The following is a 16,115-nucleotide window of genomic DNA, read 5'->3' on the forward strand; positions in this document are numbered from 1 at the left end:
CACTAAGCTGGGCTCGGTGGTATGAGTACCACCGTAATCGCGGGGCAAGCCCGCTCCCACGAGTGATACGCCATTGGCGGCCTCGTGGGAGCGGGCTTGCCCCGCGATGCTTTCAGCGGTCGTCATCCTTCCACGGCGCCTGCAGATAGCGGGTGCGGTTGAACGTCTCCAGCCACTCCGGGCTGAACACCACCAGGGCACTGATCACCGTGCCGTTGATGAACGCCTCGGGGAACATCATCAGCCACAGGTAGCCGACGAAGTCGCTCAGCCACTCCGGCATGGCGAAGCGCTCGTCCATCCACAGCAGCCCCAGCCCGGCCATCAGGCACACCAGCACCGTCAGGGCGGCGGGGAAAAAACCGCAACAGAAGATATAGACGAACAGGTTACGCGGCTGCGCGCGTTCGACCAGGATCGCGCACACCTCGGTGACCAGCACCGGCAGACCTACGATCAGCAGGCCGTTGACGCCGATCGCGGCCAGGTCCTGGCGGCCAAGCAGCAGCAAACCGAGTTGCGCGAGAAAGCCGCCGAGCACCGCCAGCGGCCAGTCCAGCAACAGGGTCACGGCGGTCATGCCGATGAAGTGATAGGACACGCCAGTGTCGAAGTCGCGGCGCACCAGCCACAAGGCAAACAACGCGAACACGGTGCCGAACAACAGGTGCTGGCGGCGCGTATCGGTGAACAGCTCGACCCAGCGGGTGCGGCTGATGGCCCAGACCAGCAGGGGCACGTAACCGAGCCAGCCAAGGGTGAGGCTGGTGCTGGACAAGACCTGTGCGCTGATCACCTGAGCAATATCCCTGTCGGCCATGTGGACAAGCCTGAGTCTACACCCATTCTCCCTTTCGTCCGGTTGCTATAGGCTGGCACCTCCATTCGATGCAGGAAGCGTCCGCCATGCCTGAAGGGCTCAACCTCCCACTGCTGTTGGGCGCGGCATTCAGCGCGGTCGCGGGCCTGCTACACCTGGCGATCATCCTGGTCGGGCCGCGCTGGTACCGCTTGTTCGGCGCGGGCGAGCGCATGGCAAGGGCCGCCGAGCAGGGGCGCCGCTACCCGGCACTGGTCACCACGGCCATTGCGCTGGTGTTGCTGGCCTGGTCGGCCTATGCGCTGTCTGCTGCCGGGCTGATCAAACCCCTGCCTTTCCTGCTGCCGGTGATCTGCCTGATCACCCTGGTGTACCTGGCTCGTGGCCTGCTGGGCCCGGTGCTGCTGGCCGGCACGGGGCGGACTCGGCGGTTTATCGCGGTCAGTTCGGTGATCTGCCTGGGGGGCGGGTTGCTGCATTTGCTGGGGATCGTTCAGCAATGGCTGGTACTGGCCTGATTCCCACGCACAAACAGCATCTTACCGTCATCGTTTAGCGACTAAGCTTGTCCCCATGGATGACTCCGACTACTTGCGCCTGCTTACCATCCAGGCCGAACAAGCCAATGCCTTTCTCTCCAATGCGCGCAAATGGGAGCGCGAGCGTTGGGTGTGCCAGCGCCTGCTGCAAGGGTTGAACATTGCCTACCGCAGCGAGGACTTCACCCCGGCCGGGCAGGAGCCGCCGGATGTGCTGTTTCGCGATGCGGCGTTCGAGGTGTTCTTCGTGCTCGACGAGGGCCGGCGGCTCAACGACGAATGGCGCGAGGAGCTGCAACGCCGGCGCAGTGCGTTTTCCCTGAGCCAGTTGGTGCGCCGCGAAGCACGGCCGCGGCGCATCCCTGCCCAGGAGCTGCTGGCGCGCCTGGCGCCGACCTTGCGCAAGAAGGCGCACAACTACCGGGAGCGCGGGCTGGACTTGAGCGAGCTCGACATCATTGCCTTCGCCAGCCTCAAGCGCGAGGTACTGGACCTCAACAGCCATTTCCCGCCACCCACCGAATACCTGCGCCAGGGCTGGCGTTCGCTGTCGCTGGTGGGGCCGACCTTTGCCCGGGTGCTGTTCGCCCACCCGGATGCGCCGGATTTCTTGCGGGGCAACCTGGGGCGCAGCATCGTGTTCGATGTAGGCATCAGTCTTTGATCCAGTGCCGAGAGTCTTTGCGATCACGTACACTCGGCGCCAGAGATAGAACGCATTATCATTCGTTCCACGCGTTTGCGTGAACGCTGTGGCGTACACGCAGTCAGAAACGTCTATCTACGAGGCCCACCATGACCAGCCGCCTGAATCCTGAAGATCAGCGTCGCGTCGATGAGTACTTGAGTGCCCCCCAGCATCGTGTCGAGCGCCGGCCTTTCCGGCCGTTGCTGCTCCTGTTGCTGGTGGTGGCCGTGACCATCGGTCTGGGCCTGTTGAGCCGCCTGTTGAGTGGACTGGTGCTATGAGCTGCCTTGCGCTCGCCCTCCCCTCGGCTGCGTTGCGGCCGGGCCTTGTGCCCACGAATTCCGTAAAACTTGTGAGATATCCCTATGACTCATCGCATCGTGATTGTCGGCGGCGGCGCCGGCGGCCTGGAACTGGCGACCCGCCTGGGTAAAAGCCTGGGCAAGCGCAAACAGGCCGAGATCACCCTGGTTGATGCCAACCTGACGCACATCTGGAAGCCACTGTTGCACGAAGTGGCGGCCGGTTCGCTGAACTCCTCGGAAGATGAACTGAACTACGTAGCCCAGGCCAAGTGGAACCACTTCAACTTCCAGATGGGCCGCATGAGTGGCCTGGACCGTGAGACCAAGCAGATCCAGCTGGCTGCGACCCTCGATGACGAGGGCCGTGAGCTGCTGCCTGCGCGCACCATTGGCTACGACAGCCTGGTGATCGCCGTGGGCAGCAACACCAACGATTTCGGCACCCTGGGCGCGGCGCAGCACTGCCTGTTCCTCGACAGCCGCAAGCAGGCCGAGCGCTTCCACCAGCAACTGCTCAACCACTACCTGCGCGCCCATGCGGGCGATGTGGCCAGCGAGAAGATCAGCGTGGCCATCGTCGGTGCCGGTGCCACCGGTGTCGAGCTGGCGGCCGAGCTGCACAACGCCGCCCATGAGCTGGCGGCCTATGGCCTGGACAAGATCCAGCCAAAGGACATGCACATCACCCTCATCGAGGCCGGCCCGCGCGTACTGCCGGCGCTGCCCGAGCGCATCAGCGTGCCGGTGCACAAGACCCTGGAAAAACTCGGGGTAACGGTGATGACCAACGCCGCGGTCAGTGAAGTGACCGAGGATGGCCTGAAGACGGCCTCCGGCGAAGTGATCCAGGCCAGCCTGAAGGTGTGGGCGGCGGGTATTCGTGCGCCGGGCTTCCTGAAGGACATCGACGGCCTGGAAACCAACCGCATCAACCAGCTGGTAGTGCGCCCGACCCTGCAGACCACCCGCGACGACAATATCTTCGCCTTCGGCGATTGCGCCGCCTGCCCGCAGCCGGGCAGCGACCGCAACGTGCCGCCACGGGCCCAGGCTGCGCACCAGCAGGCTTCGTTGCTGGCCAAGAGCCTGAAGGCGCGCCTGGAGAACAAGGCGCTGCCGACCTATGAGTACAAGGACTATGGCTCGCTGGTGTCGCTGTCGCGCTTCTCGGCGGTGGGCAACCTGATGGGTAACCTGATGGGCAGCGTGAAGCTGGAAGGCTGGCTGGCGCGGATGTTCTATGTGTCGCTGTACCGCATGCACCAGATGGCGCTTTATGGGTTCTTCCGCACGGCGATGCTGATGCTGGGTAGCAAGATTGGGCGCGGGACTGAGCCTCGTCTGAAGCTGCACTGACAGCCGCACCGCGGCTCAAGGTAAATACGAAGATCTTGTGGGAGCGGGCTTGCCCCGCGATGACGTCAGCTCAGGCGCCATCGTTGTAACGGCTGGCACCATCGCGGGGCAAGCCCGCTCCCACGTCATGATTTCTGCACGGTAGCGCGGCTCCCACAAGATACACATGGCCAATCGGCGACGTTAACGGACCACGCGATACGTGCTCTGCACGAACCCGCTCTCGTAACTGGTCGTCTTCATGTGCTGCAACAGCACATCCTTCGCCAACTCGCCAAACAGCGGTATCCCCTGCCCCAGCAACACGGGGATGCGGGTGATGGTCAGCTCGTTCACCAGCCCCTCACGCAAGAACCCCTGAATCAACTTGCCGCCATCCAGGTACAGGCTTCTCGCGCCCGTGGCCTGCAAGTGCTCGAGCAGCTCAGGGATCGGCCCGGGGTGCAGCTCGACTTGCCCCGGTGCATTGGCGGGCAACGCTGCCAGGCTGGCGCTGACCACCACCACGCGGGTGTCCGGATAGGGCCACTGGCCAAAAGTCATTACCTTGTCGAAGGTGCCACGCCCCATCACCAGCGTATCGACGCCGGCCATGAACCCCGCATAGCCATGGTCATCGGCCGACTCGGTCGCCCCCATCAACCAATCAAGGCTGCCATCCTCCCTGGCGATGAAGCCATCCAGGCTGGTGGCGATGAATACACTGGCTTTCAAAGGCATGCTGCGGCGCTCCTGCGGGCAAAGCGCACAGGGTAGCAAGGGCGGGAATATAAATCGCGGGCAAAAGAAAAAGGGCATCTCTTTCGAGATGCCCTCTTTACATGGTGGGTCGTGTAGGATTCGAACCTACGACCAATTGGTTAAAAGACAATTGGGATCTAGGCCGAAATGTCCACCTAGGGAGGGGTTTTAAGCACCACTCCAGCGCCTAGACACGCAGCCTCTAATGAAATCCACATTAGAGGCATGGCAATGACACACCCGAATAAAGCAAAACGCGCAGGTCAGGTTTCCACCAAAGGCGGCACCGGCAAATCCACCGGCTCCACCAACCTGGGCGCATTCATCGCTGACGCAGGCCTGCGTACCCTCCTCATCGATCTGGACCCCGTCCAGCCCTCGGCATCCTCCTACTACCCTCTCGAATACACCGCCCCGGGCGGAATTTTCGAGTTGCTGTCCTACAACGAGACCGACCGGGACAAGATCATCTCCCGCACCTCGATCAAGAATCTCGACGTCATCATCTCGAACGACGCCAACAACCAGCTCAACAACCTCATACTGCAGGCGCCGGATGGCAGACTGCGACTAGCCAACCTGATGTCGGCCTTCGATGCCGATTATGACCTCATCCTCTTTGACACTCAGGGCGCCCGCTCTGCGATGCTGGAGATGGTCGTTCTTGCCTCCGACGTCATCCTCTCCCCCCTCCCCCCGAACATGTTGGCCGCGCGCGAGTTCAGCCGTGGAACCATCCACATGATGGATGGGCTTCGCACATACGCGCGTCTCGGCCTCACCATTCCCCACATCAACATCATCATCAACGGCCTGGATGAAACCGCTGACGCCCGCGAGATCCATCGGACCGTCCGTGAAATTTTCGACGGGAATCCCGACTACACCGTCCTGCAATCCATCATTCCAGACGCCGTCATCTTCAAGAAAGCTGCGAGCCAAGGCGTGCCGGCGCACCGGCTTGAATATCGCCAACCATCGAACCGAAAGTCCCCGTCGGCACTGAGCGTCATCCGCAACCTGGCTATCGAGGCGTTCCCAGAGTGGAAAGACCGCTTCGAGGCAATGACGGAAGAACGTGTCGCCGAGATCGCGAAGGAGGCCCGTCGCGATGAGTAAGCACGCGATTACCGAGGCTGCCGGGATCACGGCTGATGAAGTCCTCAGGATTGGGAAACTCTACAGCTCGAATGAGTTACGCGGCATCCAGAAAAAGCTGACGTCCACGTCTGGAGACCTGCACAAGCTGGCCAACGGTTGGAAAATGCGTAGCGGCTTACTCGGCTCGCTCGGCGACCTCCTGAGCCATGACCAGCGCGAGTTACTGCGCAATGCCGGACAACTCATTGACTCCATCGGCCACAACGTGACCCATGCGAAGGAAAAGCGCGTTCGCTCCGAAAAGGATGCCAAGCGTCGTCAAGATGCACGTTTGGCACGGTCAAAACAGCTGGTTGCCGTAACGTACCCATTGCTGGCCGAGACTAAGGAGCAGTTGCTTGAAATCCTCCAGGCCGCACTCATCCTGAATCGCGCCCGGCAGTTCTACACCTCATACAGCCCCCACAAATTCAATCTTTACCTCCGAAATGACCTCCAAGTTCCAGAGCGGCTCTATGGGATTTCCGTGGAACAATACCGTTCGGGCAACGTAAGGTCCCTACGCCATTCCCTCATAGACGAGGTCATTAGCCATCTGGCCTACGACGACGGCGCCTCAGTCGAAGACCGCTTGCGGCTCCTGCAGGAGGAAGTCGCCAACGCGGTTGCTCAGGCTCCCTTGACGACGGAGGAGCGTGAAACGCTGCGCCTGTGGAAAGAGGCCCTCCTCACGAATGATGGACAGGGGGCAGCCTCATGAAAGGGCAACTTCCCAAAACATTCACGTTGGGCATGCTCCAAGATCGCCTGGCTACGATCCGTCAGCAGCACCAAGTACCCACCTGGGTGCCCGTGAAAGTGGAGCTGAATGGAATGCCGTTTCAGCTCAACACTGAAAACTTCACAGTCACTGACGAAGGCAGTTTTGCGCTTGAGCTGTGTGTCTCCGATGCCGCTGTGGCGGCGATCGCGTATGTCCTAGAACATCCATGTGAGTCTCCCATGGAGTTTCTGCGCTGCTGGAACGAGGGCGATTTTTCTGCACTCCGCACGGAGTGGCCGGATGTGCCCGCCGAGGTGTTCATCGGCGCCGATCCCCTCCACCAGCAGTCTGGAGGTGCTCGATGACTTCGGCCTCCATTTCCCAGTTCGCAGGCGAGCTCTGCCTATACCTCATGAACTGCTCCGTGGTGTTGGCCACCGCCTACGGTTTGGGCTCGATCTTCAAAGCCCCCCATGCCGAGCTTGCTCTGCAGGGGGCGGTTTACTCGGCGTATGCGCTCGGTGGCGTCGGGCTGCTGAATCTCCTGGCCTTGATCGCATCTGCGATGCGTAGCCGGCCTCGTCACCCCGGGGAGGGCTCCTGATGGACAAGCAGCAGGTGCTCAACAAAGTCATCAAGTTGATGGCCCTGGCCAACAGACCTGAGGCAAACACGAATGAGGCTGCAACTGCCTTGCGCCAAGCCCGGGCACTTATGGCCCGGTACAACATCGAGTCTGATGAGCTTCGAGCTAGTCAGGTCGAAGAAGCCAGTGTTTCTACGCAGACCCGGCGCTCCCCTGCTGACTGGCAGCACTCGCTCGCAGCCGTCTGCGCGAGTGCTTTCGACTGCAGCCATCTGTCGTACTACCACCCCTCGAAGGGCTACTGCTTCAAGTTCCTGGGGAAAGGTGTTGGCCCGGAAGTCGCGGCATATGCCTACAGCAGCCTTTTGCTGCAACTCCAGAAGGCCCGGCGCGAGCATGTGGCGCAGCAGACACGTTGCCAGCTCAAGACAAAACGGCGCCGTGGCCAGTTATTCGCAGAAGGCTGGATTAACGCAGTAGCGCTCAAGGTGAGGGAGTTCGCGGACGACCTGGCACCTGACGCTCAGGCCGATATCACCGCCTACATCACCCTGCATCACCCAGGGCTACGACACTTCAACATCACCCCGACCGAGGCCAAAGGTCACGACCAGGGTTCATTGGAGGCTGGTTTCAAGCAGGGGAAAAGAGCCCAGCTCCACCGTGGCTTGGGTCGTAGCCAGCAGGTGGCAATCGCCCACGGAGGTGTCCGATGAGCATTTTGGACCTCTCCCCTCCCCACTCTGTAGAGGCCGAGCAAGGCGTCCTGGGCGGGCTGATGCTGGACAACGAGGCCTGGGATCTGGTCGGGGACCAACTGCAGGCGGAAGACTTTTTCCGTGCTGAGCACAAGGCGATCTTCCAGGCCATCCATGAGTTGTCCGAGAAGAACAGCCCGTTCGACATAGTGACTGTCTTTGAAGCTATGGCCATCCCTGAGGAAGTAGGTGGCCTTGCTTACTTGGCAGAACTGGCGAAGAACACCCCGTCAGTAGCGAACATCCAGTCGTATGCCGAGATCGTGCGGAACCGCGCGCATCTCCGTCGCATCATGTCCCTGTGCTTCCAGGGTACCCGGGACGCTGCAGAACTGGCCGCTGACGCTGCAGAGGTACAGGACTCGCTCGAGCAGCAGTTATTCAGACTGGGCGAAGGCCGTGTTGTCAGCGAGTTCGCCGATATGAACGCGGCGCTGCTGTCTGTCGTAGACAAGATCGACGCCAACTTCAACGGCCACGTCACCGTGACAGGTGTACCGACTGGTATCACCGACCTTGATGAGATGACCCGAGGTTTGCAGCCAGCGGATCTGATCATCGTGGGCGCCCGCCCATCGATGGGTAAAACCTCGTTCTGCTTGAGCATCGTCGATGCTGCTCTGGCCAAGACCGCCGACGAGATCGTGCTGGTGTTCAGCATGGAGATGCCTACCGATGCGTTGATCTACCGCATGTTGGCCATCCTCGGTCACATCGATTTGAGTCGGCTCCTGTCCGGCCAACTGCAGGATGAAGACTGGCCGAAGTTGTCCGCCGCCGTTAATCGCATGAACCAGTACGGTAACCGCCTGGTCATCGATGACAGCGCGAACCTTACCCCTGCCGCGATGCGCGCCAAGGTTCGGCGAGCAAGCCGGCGCTTCGGCAAACCATGTCTGATCATGGCGGATTACCTGCAGCTGATGCGCAGCCCAGGCCAAGAAAACAGGGCCAATGAGATCAGCGAGATCTCTCGCTCGCTCAAGGGCATCGCGAAGGAATTTAACTGCCCCTTCATGGCTCTCTCCCAGCTCAATCGTGACCTGGAGCGTCGACCGAACAAGCGCCCAGTCAGTGCTGACCTGCGCGATAGCGGTGCGATCGAGCAGGACGCAGACCTCATCCTCTTCGTCTATCGGGATGAGGTCTACAACGAGGACAGCGATCTCAAAGGCATCGCCGAGCTGATCATTGGTAAGCACCGCAACGGTCCAGTGGGCCACGTCCGTGCGGCCTTCATCGCCAATCAAACCCGCTTCGCAAACCTCACTGCCGACCACTGGCAAGGAGCTGCCGTATGACGCAAGCCCAACTGATCACCCATGACTGCCGCGCCTGTGGTCGGCATTTTCCGATGCACCAGGTTCGGCAGGTGCATCCTGCCGAGCACACCCCTGAAGGTGAGGCAGAGGTGCTGGTATGCCCGGTCTGCGGCAGCTATGACATTGAGCGCCTTGAGGAGGTGTCCAGTGCAAACTGAGCGCACCTATCCGTCAATACCTGCGAACGCCAGCGCCGAGCATTCGGTTTTAGCGTTCGCTCATCAGTCGGGCCTCAATGCAGTTTGGCTCAATGCCCTCAGCCAGGTTGTGTCCCACCTCCTCATGTTCGGCCAAACCGTGGCTCCGGCGGAGCTCAGTGAGCCTCTGCAGGAGCTCGCGCGCCTGCAGTACATCGAAGTAGAGAGCAACGATTCCGGAACGTTGACCGTCAGCCTTAGCGGTTCACCGGCTCTGCTGACCAACTATTTCTGGGCCGTATGGATTCCTCGCCACCTGCTGAGCAGCGGGTTGAAAGTCGCCGTGGCTCCCCACTTGAGCCCCGCCGAGAACGATGCCCATCACTGCACCGTGGTATTCCGAATTCCAGGAGCGCGAGAAGCTGCCCGCGAGTTCCTCACCGACCTGGCTACCCAGTATCCAGGTAACAGCCCAGAGATCGTGGCCATCCAAGCGGGCAATGCCCTGAGCACGGAGGGCTGCCAATGAGTCTCGACTTGAAGTGCATCGTGAAATTCGACGGCGCGGGGTTCTGGACGAACACCGTGAAGGGCAAGCGTGCGAGCTGCACATCCGATGACTCCACTGCCGTTAAACGGCTGGCAGCCCGACTGTTTGGCGAAGGCCATGCCACGGTAAAACAGCTGCCGGCGGAAGCTGGCGATCGTGAGAAGTACATTGCCAGTCGCTGGCTGATCAGCGGTGATCACCTGGCCGACCAGGGGGTCACCAATGCGTAACCTCCTTCGCGGCGCGCACGACAGTGTTCGCCGGCTTGCCGAGTTTGCACTCGCCGAGGGCTGGACCCTCACCCGATCCAACAGCGGTCACCTGAAATTTAGCAAGGCCGGCTTCACGCCGATCTTCACCTCCTGCACACCCAGCGATCACCGCGCCGAACGTAACACCCGTGCGCTGCTGCGCCGTGCAGAAGTTCAAATCAGCCCCTCCCGGGAGATCCAGTAATGCCAATCCGCCACGTGATCATTCACCAGCTCGATAAGCAGCCTGACGGCAGCCCGGCCGTGCTGCACGCCCGTGAAACTGAGCTCTCCCCTACCGATGCCATTGAACACCTGCAGGGCGACCTGAACGACAGCTACAACGCCAAGCAGGGCAAAGCGTGGGGCCTCTTCCACCCAGAATCGGGAGCCTACCCTTTCAGCGGCTGGCTGCGGGAGTACCTGGACGAGCAGCAAGATTTCACCAGCTTCAGCCGAGTGGCGGTCGAACATCTGCAGAAGCTCCTTGAAGAGGTCAACCTGTCGACCGGTGGCCACGTACTCTTCAGCCACTACCAGCAGGGCATGACTGAATATCTGGGGATCGCCCTCCTGCAGCAAGTCGAGACGGTGGCTGTGGACGGCGACCTGAATGTGGTGGTCTCGCGCTACCTGGACACCAGCAACTTCACTTGCGCTGCCCGGATCAACCTGAGCGAGTGGCGCAATAATCCAAACTCGAAGCAGTACATCTCCTTCGTCAAGGGCAAAACCGGCAGGAAGAGCTCCGACTACTTCCGCGACTTCATCGGCTGCATGGAAGGCGTGGACGGCCCCAGCGAAACCCGCACGCTGCTGCAAGCGTTCACCGATTACGTCGAGAAAGAGGATCTCCCTGAAGAAAGCGCTCGGGAGAAAACCCATGCGCTGCTCGACTACGCCACCACCCAGACAAAGCTGGGTCAGCCCCTCTCCCTGCAGGAGCTGTCGGAGGCTCTCGATGATGACCGCCCTCAGGCGTTCTACGACCACATCCGCAACAGCGATTACGGCTTGTCACCCGAGATCCCGGCCGACAAGCGCACGCTAAATCAATTCCGCCGTTTCACCGGCCGCGCCGAGGGCCTGTCGATCAGCTTTGAAGCGCACCTGCTCGGTTCCAACGTCACCTACGACGCCGACACCGGCTCCCTGACGATCAAGAACCTGCCCACTCAGCTCACCGACCAACTCAAGCGCCGCCAGTAAGGAGAACACCATGAACGCAACCAAATCCCGCATCGCCGACAAATTCGTAGTTCGCCTGCCCGACGGCATGCGCGAGCAGGTGGCCGAAGTGGCCCGCAAGAACCATCGCTCCATGAACAGCGAGATTATCGATCGCCTTGAGCAATCTTTGGTCAACCCTCAGTTCGAGCCCGCCCAGGCCGACGCCACCAGTACAGAAGAGTTGAAATCCGAGCTGACCCGCGCTTACCGGATCATCGATCGCTTGCTACAAAACGCTGTTCCAACTCAGGACGACATCGAGGAAGTGCTGCACCTGGTCCGTCACTCTCCTCTGGCTCCCCTCCACGTTGCTGCGGCAGGAGCTTGACATGGCCGCTACAGACCTCAAAGCCAAGCTCCTCGCCCCAGGCTTCAGCCCTACAGGCTCCACCGTTGCCATGAGTGACCCTATCGCAGACACCCCACTGGTGCTTGGCGTGGACGAGGTCCTCCCTTGGGAGGACAACCCTCGTACCACGCGTAACCCTCGATATGACGAGCTCAAGGACTCGATCCGCAACCGCGGCCTCGATACCCCCCCGCCAGTAACGCGTCGGCCTGGTGAGGAGAAATACCGTATCCGCAACGGTGGCAACACGCGGATCACTATCTTGAAGGAGCTGTTCCAGGAAACTGGGGACGAAAGGTTCCAGCGGATCAATGTGCTGTTCCGTCCGTGGGATCAGGTCCGAGGCGAGATCATCATGCTCACCGGTCATTTGGCCGAGGATCTCAAGGGTGAACTCAAGTTCATCGAGCGCGCTGTCGCGGTGGGGCGCGCGAAGGAGCTCTATGAAAACGAAACTGGTGAAACCATTTCCCAGCGCGAGCTCGCCCGCCGCCTGTCTAAAGATGGTTACCCTATCTCACAGTCCCATATCAGCAGGATGCTGGATACCCTGCAATATTTGCTGCCAGCAGTCCCTGGTTTGCTCTATTCAGGTCTCGGCATCGACCGGATAACGAAAATAATTGCGCTGAGAAAATCCGCGTTAGCGTGCTGGGACAAGCATTACCGCAATGAAGGCGTCGACTTCGAAATGCTGTTCCAGGACGTCCTTGCTCAGTTCGAAGGCGAAGCAGAAGAGTTCCTGTTCCAGCGCTTCCAGGACGAGCTCATCGGCACGATGAAGAAGTCGCTTCCGCTGGGCTATGAAGACATTCTGCTGGAGATCACTCAGCAGCAGGACAAACTTCGTCGCGCGACTCCGGTGGTTGAGCTGCCTGCAGCTGCTCCAGCTACTACTCCCCCTCCTCCAGGTGCTGGTGGAGATTCAACACCTCCCCCACCACGTCAGGCGCCTGGGGATACCGGAGGCTCGCAGAAGCCCGCATCTGCACCACTCCCTGCAGCTAGTCCGGCGCCGGGCACCTCGCTCACACCTGAGGAACAACAGGCAAGGATTGCAGGACATATTGCTTCCCCTGCGAACCTCAGCCAGCGGGTGATTGAGACAAAAGCGAAGTTGGCCGCACTCAGTGGCGAAACGCTGCCCGACTTCAACTCGAACTGCTTAGTCGCGATCCCTGTCCAGGCCGGTGGGCTGCACCCCATCACAGACCTTTGGTACATCGAGCGCCAAATTGACGAGCCTGCTGAGCTGCGCAACCAGGTAGCGCAACTGGCAGTGGAGATCCTCGAGTCAGTCAACGGCCCAGGCGATATTCAAGCAATCAACGGTGGGATCGGCTTCAAGTACAAGCAGCCGGAAACCGACGTTGAAATTACTGCCACAGCGCAACACACCCTGACCCTGCTTCAGTCCTTGAGCGGTGCCATGGCCATCGCTCTCAATATGTTGAATGAACAACCAGACCCCGCCAGCGCATTGGGCGAGTTTGAATTCGCCGCTGGCCTTGGCCAGTTGCTGCTGGGTCAGCCACAGGGAGTGGGACAAGTGCCGGGCGACGAAGGCCGTATCAGTGACGGCGCGCTGGTCAAGTTGTTCCGCATTATCCGACTGGCACGCCGGCTGATCGACTTGGAAATCGAAGAGTTCAAACAGTCCTCGCAGGACGCCTGAACGCTAGATGAGATGAATGGGAGGGAGTCTCAATGTCCAAGTCAACACTTAACGAAGCAGTCCTATCGCAACTACTTGATCTGATGCGCAACGGGCAGCTCCAGCGTTGCCTTGAGATGGGTGTTGAACCTGAGGTGCTGGGCCAGATCCAGCATCCAACAGTTCTCAGCCTGCTTCGCAATACGACTGTCAGCTGGGTAAATGTGTCTATCAATAGCGAGATGATCCTCAAACTAATGACGGGTGCAACCCGTACTGAAGAGGAGGCGCGGCTGACCGAGCGGGCCATTCGCCTTGGCGCCACCACAAATCTGCTGAACAAATTCTTCGGGCTGACTCCACAGGAGATCGCGCTGCAGCGCACCGTCATCGGTGTCCGCGCGCCGCGCGGCCGCTGGCCAGAACTGTCCGAGGATCAGGACCACCACATTTGGCATCGCTGGACCAAGCTGATGGATGAGCACCAGGTCGACCTCGAGGACAGCATGGCCATGCTCGACGTGGCCATGCTGGTCGCTGAAGAGTTGAGCACGGACGGCCTAACGCTTGCGCAGATCTGGTCACGCATCACCCAGTGGATCGAGCAGGGCTTGTACCCATCGGGAAAAGAGAAAGCCAAAACGCCCGAACGTCGACAACTCCTTTTGTTGGAAAACGGGGGCATAGGCCATGTCGATGAAACCTCCTCCGCTCACCCTGGAGAAGGCGATCACAGACAATGAAGTTCGCACGGTTCCCGATTTCCACGCTCCTAGATTCGGCCTCGGGGCAACTCGAGGCCCATGTGCAAAAAAAGAGAGCTGAGGACACCGCCCCTACTGCTGCACCAGCAAATCCATACGCCGGGATTATTTTCAGTGGCAACCCACATGAAACGGTCCCGCGCCGACTCCTGCTCGACAATCGGCTGACGCCTTTGGAACGCAACTGCTGGCAGGTCTTCCGACTGCTTGTCAATGAAGATGGCATCACAGCCTTTCCCACATACGACCAGCTACGGCCATACCTGGGCATGAATCCAGGCAAGCATGCCTCGAGAGAAACCGTGGCCAAGGCTCTCACCGTGCTCCGCTTGACCCGCTGGCTGAGCCTCGGTCGGACCGTCCGCAATGAAATCAATGGCCAGGTCCAGGGAAACGTCTACCTACTCCATGACGAGCCGGTGACGCCGGCCGAGGCTCTGGAATTCGATAAGGACTACATGACGTTGCTGATGCAGTCCATTGAACATCAGAACAAAGCGATCAAAGAGATTGCCGCGATCACCTGGCGAGAGTTCACCAGCGATCCCGATGTCGGTCGTCGCCTGCCCTCGCGCATGGACACGCTCAGCGATCGAATGAACGCTCAAACCTGGGCGATCGAAAGCCAACAGAATGCACTGCCCGCCCCTGAGTTCGGAATCCGAACTCAGCAAAATTCGCCCACGGAGGACCTGAGTTCGGAATCCGAACTCAGTGCGAACTCAGCAAAACAGGGCGCACTCCCCCTGAGTTCGGAATCCGAACTCAGTCAAAAACCACTGAGTACACCCTCAGTTCGGAATCCGAACTCAGCTAGTACGTATACAAATACAGACAAGTCTGTATCTAAAGGCTCTGTACAACCTCGCGAGAGTGCAGGTGTAAATTGGTTGCTTGCTCTGGATCTTCTCAAGCCAGAAGACCGGGTGAAGGCGCGAGAAATCATGGGGCCAGTACCGGAGCATGTCCGAGAGGCAGTGATCAACCAGTGGAAGCATCGATGCACGACTGGGAACGTGGCCAAGCCCCTTGCATACCTAGCGACCCTAGCTGGCAAGGCTATCCGGGGTGAATTCAATGCCCAGTGGACCCCTTCAGCGTTGGCTCCATCTCCGACGCCAATGCCCCTGACGACGGCGACTGCACAGCCAGCCCAGCACCCTGTTCAGAGGCCTGCACCGACAGCGACCGCTATGCAGACAGCCAACTCGGCGCTGAGCTCACTCCAAGCGTTGCTGGATCCCCGTCGCCGAATGGGAGGCCCCGATGCGTGAGTGGATGGGTGCTGAGGTCACCTTGTCGCTCGGTACCATCGCGCTGGGTATGCTGGTCGGACGTCTGTGCGTCTGGGTTGCCTCTTGGTTACCGGCAGTCCTTGAGCATCAGTGGCAGCGTGATGCCAGGGAGCTGCTTGGGCTGGGCCTCGGCAAGCCTCTCGATCTCCGACTGACCGGAGCATCCCGACCGGAGATTTGGATCATACAGATCGGCTGCGCAGGATTGTCGCTCGTGGTGACATTGCACTTTGGGCCATCACTCCCGGCAGTGTTTGCCCTGTTGTTAACGTGGTGTTTGCTGACTCTGAGTTTGATCGACAGGCAGCACCATCTACTGCCGGACGCCTTGGTAATGCCAGGTCTCTGGGTAGGTTTGGCGCTCAACTCGTTCGGAATGTTCACGACACTGCCAGAGGCGTTCTGGGGGGCTGTCATTGGCTATGTGAGCCTCTGGTCGGTTTACCACCTGGTCAAATTTGTAACTGGCAAAGAGAGCCTGGGCGCGGGCGACTTTAAGCTGCTGGCACTCATCGGTGCATGGGGTGGCTGGCAAGTAGTTCCCTGCACAGTGGCTGGCTCTTTGCTGATCGCAGCCAGCCTCACGGTATACCTGCGTCTCGTACAAAACGGAGCCAACAGCGTAAACATGCCCTTTGGGCCATCTCTATCGCTTGCGGGTTGGGCGGCCTTTCTCGCCAGCGCCAATTCCTTTTACTAACCAGCAGTCGGTCCTATACCCACCAGAGTGTTGTGGTCCACAACACCCACCAGCCTGGCCGCCGGCTCCGACGGTCAGATGAGTGGTGCCCGTGGCACCGCCTCAAAGTGGTGCGGCCCGCACCACTATCAGAGTGATGCGGCCCGCATCACCCACTAGCATCGTCGCCGGCACCGAGGCCAGGTCGAGTAGCCCCACTGGAACCA

22 protein-coding genes are annotated in these 16,115 nt (G+C 60.2%); 20 read left to right on the forward strand and 2 right to left on the reverse strand.

What is annotated here, in order from left to right; all coding sequences use genetic code 11:
* Positions 1-112: 112 nt before the first annotated feature.
* The gene (locus F6X61_RS26460) at positions 113-820 is read right to left on the reverse strand and encodes an energy-coupling factor ABC transporter permease (protein ID WP_153789242.1); all 708 of its coding nucleotides are present in this window, start codon (positions 818-820) and stop codon (positions 113-115) included.
* An 86-nt stretch (positions 821-906) separates the two neighbouring features.
* On the opposite strand from F6X61_RS26460, the gene F6X61_RS26465 reads away from it, so the two are divergent.
* From F6X61_RS26465 to F6X61_RS26480, 4 genes are all read left to right on the forward strand, one after another.
* The gene (locus tag F6X61_RS26465) at positions 907-1,338 is read left to right on the forward strand and encodes a hypothetical protein (RefSeq protein ID WP_153789243.1); all 432 of its coding nucleotides are present in this window, start codon (positions 907-909) and stop codon (positions 1,336-1,338) included.
* Positions 1,339-1,393: 55 nt separating this feature from the next.
* A complete protein-coding gene (locus tag F6X61_RS26470) occupies positions 1,394-2,023 on the forward strand; it encodes a DUF1780 domain-containing protein (RefSeq protein WP_110991746.1) in 630 nt (209 codons plus the stop codon).
* Between the two features lie 131 nt (positions 2,024-2,154).
* The gene (locus F6X61_RS26475) at positions 2,155-2,328 is read left to right on the forward strand and encodes a DUF3094 family protein (protein WP_110991747.1); all 174 of its coding nucleotides are present in this window, start codon (positions 2,155-2,157) and stop codon (positions 2,326-2,328) included.
* Positions 2,329-2,412: 84 nt separating this feature from the next.
* On the forward strand, positions 2,413-3,708 hold the full coding sequence (locus F6X61_RS26480) for an NAD(P)/FAD-dependent oxidoreductase (RefSeq protein WP_153789244.1): 1,296 nt from the start codon (positions 2,413-2,415) through the stop codon (positions 3,706-3,708).
* A 183-nt stretch (positions 3,709-3,891) separates the two neighbouring features.
* Here the strand turns inward: F6X61_RS26480 and F6X61_RS26485 are convergent, their stop codons facing one another.
* Positions 3,892-4,428: a dihydrofolate reductase family protein gene (locus tag F6X61_RS26485; RefSeq protein ID WP_153789245.1), complete on the reverse strand. Its 537-nt coding sequence runs from the start codon at positions 4,426-4,428 to the stop codon at positions 3,892-3,894.
* Between the two features lie 252 nt (positions 4,429-4,680).
* On the opposite strand from F6X61_RS26485, the gene F6X61_RS26490 reads away from it, so the two are divergent.
* The 16 genes from F6X61_RS26490 to F6X61_RS26565 are packed head-to-tail and all read left to right on the forward strand — an operon-like array spanning position 4,681 to position 15,909.
* Positions 4,681-5,568, forward strand: a complete 888-nt coding sequence (locus tag F6X61_RS26490) for a ParA family protein (RefSeq protein WP_153789246.1) — start codon at positions 4,681-4,683, stop codon at positions 5,566-5,568.
* Positions 5,561-6,310, forward strand: a complete 750-nt coding sequence (locus F6X61_RS26495; protein WP_153789247.1) for a hypothetical protein — start codon at positions 5,561-5,563, stop codon at positions 6,308-6,310. Before F6X61_RS26490 ends, F6X61_RS26495 begins: the two co-directional genes overlap by 8 nt.
* On the forward strand, positions 6,307-6,678 hold the full coding sequence (locus F6X61_RS26500) for a hypothetical protein (protein WP_153789248.1): 372 nt from the start codon (positions 6,307-6,309) through the stop codon (positions 6,676-6,678). The genes F6X61_RS26495 and F6X61_RS26500 overlap by 4 nt, the downstream gene beginning before the upstream one ends.
* A complete protein-coding gene (locus F6X61_RS26505; protein WP_153789249.1) occupies positions 6,675-6,917 on the forward strand; it encodes a hypothetical protein in 243 nt (80 codons plus the stop codon). Before F6X61_RS26500 ends, F6X61_RS26505 begins: the two co-directional genes overlap by 4 nt.
* Positions 6,917-7,615: a DUF2786 domain-containing protein gene (locus tag F6X61_RS26510; RefSeq protein ID WP_153789250.1), complete on the forward strand. Its 699-nt coding sequence runs from the start codon at positions 6,917-6,919 to the stop codon at positions 7,613-7,615. Before F6X61_RS26505 ends, F6X61_RS26510 begins: the two co-directional genes overlap by 1 nt.
* Positions 7,612-8,958, forward strand: a complete 1,347-nt coding sequence (dnaB, locus tag F6X61_RS26515; RefSeq protein ID WP_153789251.1) for a replicative DNA helicase — start codon at positions 7,612-7,614, stop codon at positions 8,956-8,958. The genes F6X61_RS26510 and dnaB overlap by 4 nt, the downstream gene beginning before the upstream one ends.
* Complete coding sequence (locus F6X61_RS26520) at positions 8,955-9,137, forward strand: hypothetical protein (RefSeq protein WP_153789252.1); 183 nt, start codon at positions 8,955-8,957, stop codon at positions 9,135-9,137. The genes dnaB and F6X61_RS26520 overlap by 4 nt, the downstream gene beginning before the upstream one ends.
* On the forward strand, positions 9,127-9,645 hold the full coding sequence (locus tag F6X61_RS26525; protein WP_256671437.1) for a hypothetical protein: 519 nt from the start codon (positions 9,127-9,129) through the stop codon (positions 9,643-9,645). Before F6X61_RS26520 ends, F6X61_RS26525 begins: the two co-directional genes overlap by 11 nt.
* Positions 9,642-9,896: a hypothetical protein gene (locus F6X61_RS26530; RefSeq protein WP_153789254.1), complete on the forward strand. Its 255-nt coding sequence runs from the start codon at positions 9,642-9,644 to the stop codon at positions 9,894-9,896. Before F6X61_RS26525 ends, F6X61_RS26530 begins: the two co-directional genes overlap by 4 nt.
* Entirely contained in the window at positions 9,889-10,122 is a 234-nt protein-coding gene (locus F6X61_RS26535) for a hypothetical protein (RefSeq protein ID WP_153789255.1), read from the forward strand. The genes F6X61_RS26530 and F6X61_RS26535 overlap by 8 nt, the downstream gene beginning before the upstream one ends.
* Positions 10,122-11,126: a nucleoid-associated protein YejK gene (gene yejK, locus F6X61_RS26540; RefSeq protein ID WP_153789256.1), complete on the forward strand. Its 1,005-nt coding sequence runs from the start codon at positions 10,122-10,124 to the stop codon at positions 11,124-11,126. The genes F6X61_RS26535 and yejK overlap by 1 nt, the downstream gene beginning before the upstream one ends.
* A 10-nt stretch (positions 11,127-11,136) precedes the next feature.
* Entirely contained in the window at positions 11,137-11,475 is a 339-nt protein-coding gene (locus F6X61_RS27440; protein WP_153789257.1) for an Arc family DNA-binding protein, read from the forward strand.
* A gap of 1 nt (position 11,476) precedes the next feature.
* Positions 11,477-13,171, forward strand: a complete 1,695-nt coding sequence (locus F6X61_RS26550) for a ParB family protein (protein ID WP_153789258.1) — start codon at positions 11,477-11,479, stop codon at positions 13,169-13,171.
* A gap of 32 nt (positions 13,172-13,203) precedes the next feature.
* A complete protein-coding gene (locus tag F6X61_RS26555; protein WP_153789259.1) occupies positions 13,204-13,893 on the forward strand; it encodes a DUF2857 domain-containing protein in 690 nt (229 codons plus the stop codon).
* The gene (locus F6X61_RS26560) at positions 13,890-15,188 is read left to right on the forward strand and encodes an STY4528 family pathogenicity island replication protein (RefSeq protein WP_153789260.1); all 1,299 of its coding nucleotides are present in this window, start codon (positions 13,890-13,892) and stop codon (positions 15,186-15,188) included. The genes F6X61_RS26555 and F6X61_RS26560 overlap by 4 nt, the downstream gene beginning before the upstream one ends.
* Positions 15,181-15,909: an A24 family peptidase gene (locus F6X61_RS26565; protein ID WP_153789261.1), complete on the forward strand. Its 729-nt coding sequence runs from the start codon at positions 15,181-15,183 to the stop codon at positions 15,907-15,909. The genes F6X61_RS26560 and F6X61_RS26565 overlap by 8 nt, the downstream gene beginning before the upstream one ends.
* Positions 15,910-16,115 lie beyond the last annotated feature (206 nt).

The sequence above is a fragment of the Pseudomonas sp. EMN2 genome (assembly GCF_009650555.1).
Classification (GTDB): domain Bacteria; phylum Pseudomonadota; class Gammaproteobacteria; order Pseudomonadales; family Pseudomonadaceae; genus Aquipseudomonas; species Aquipseudomonas sichuanensis.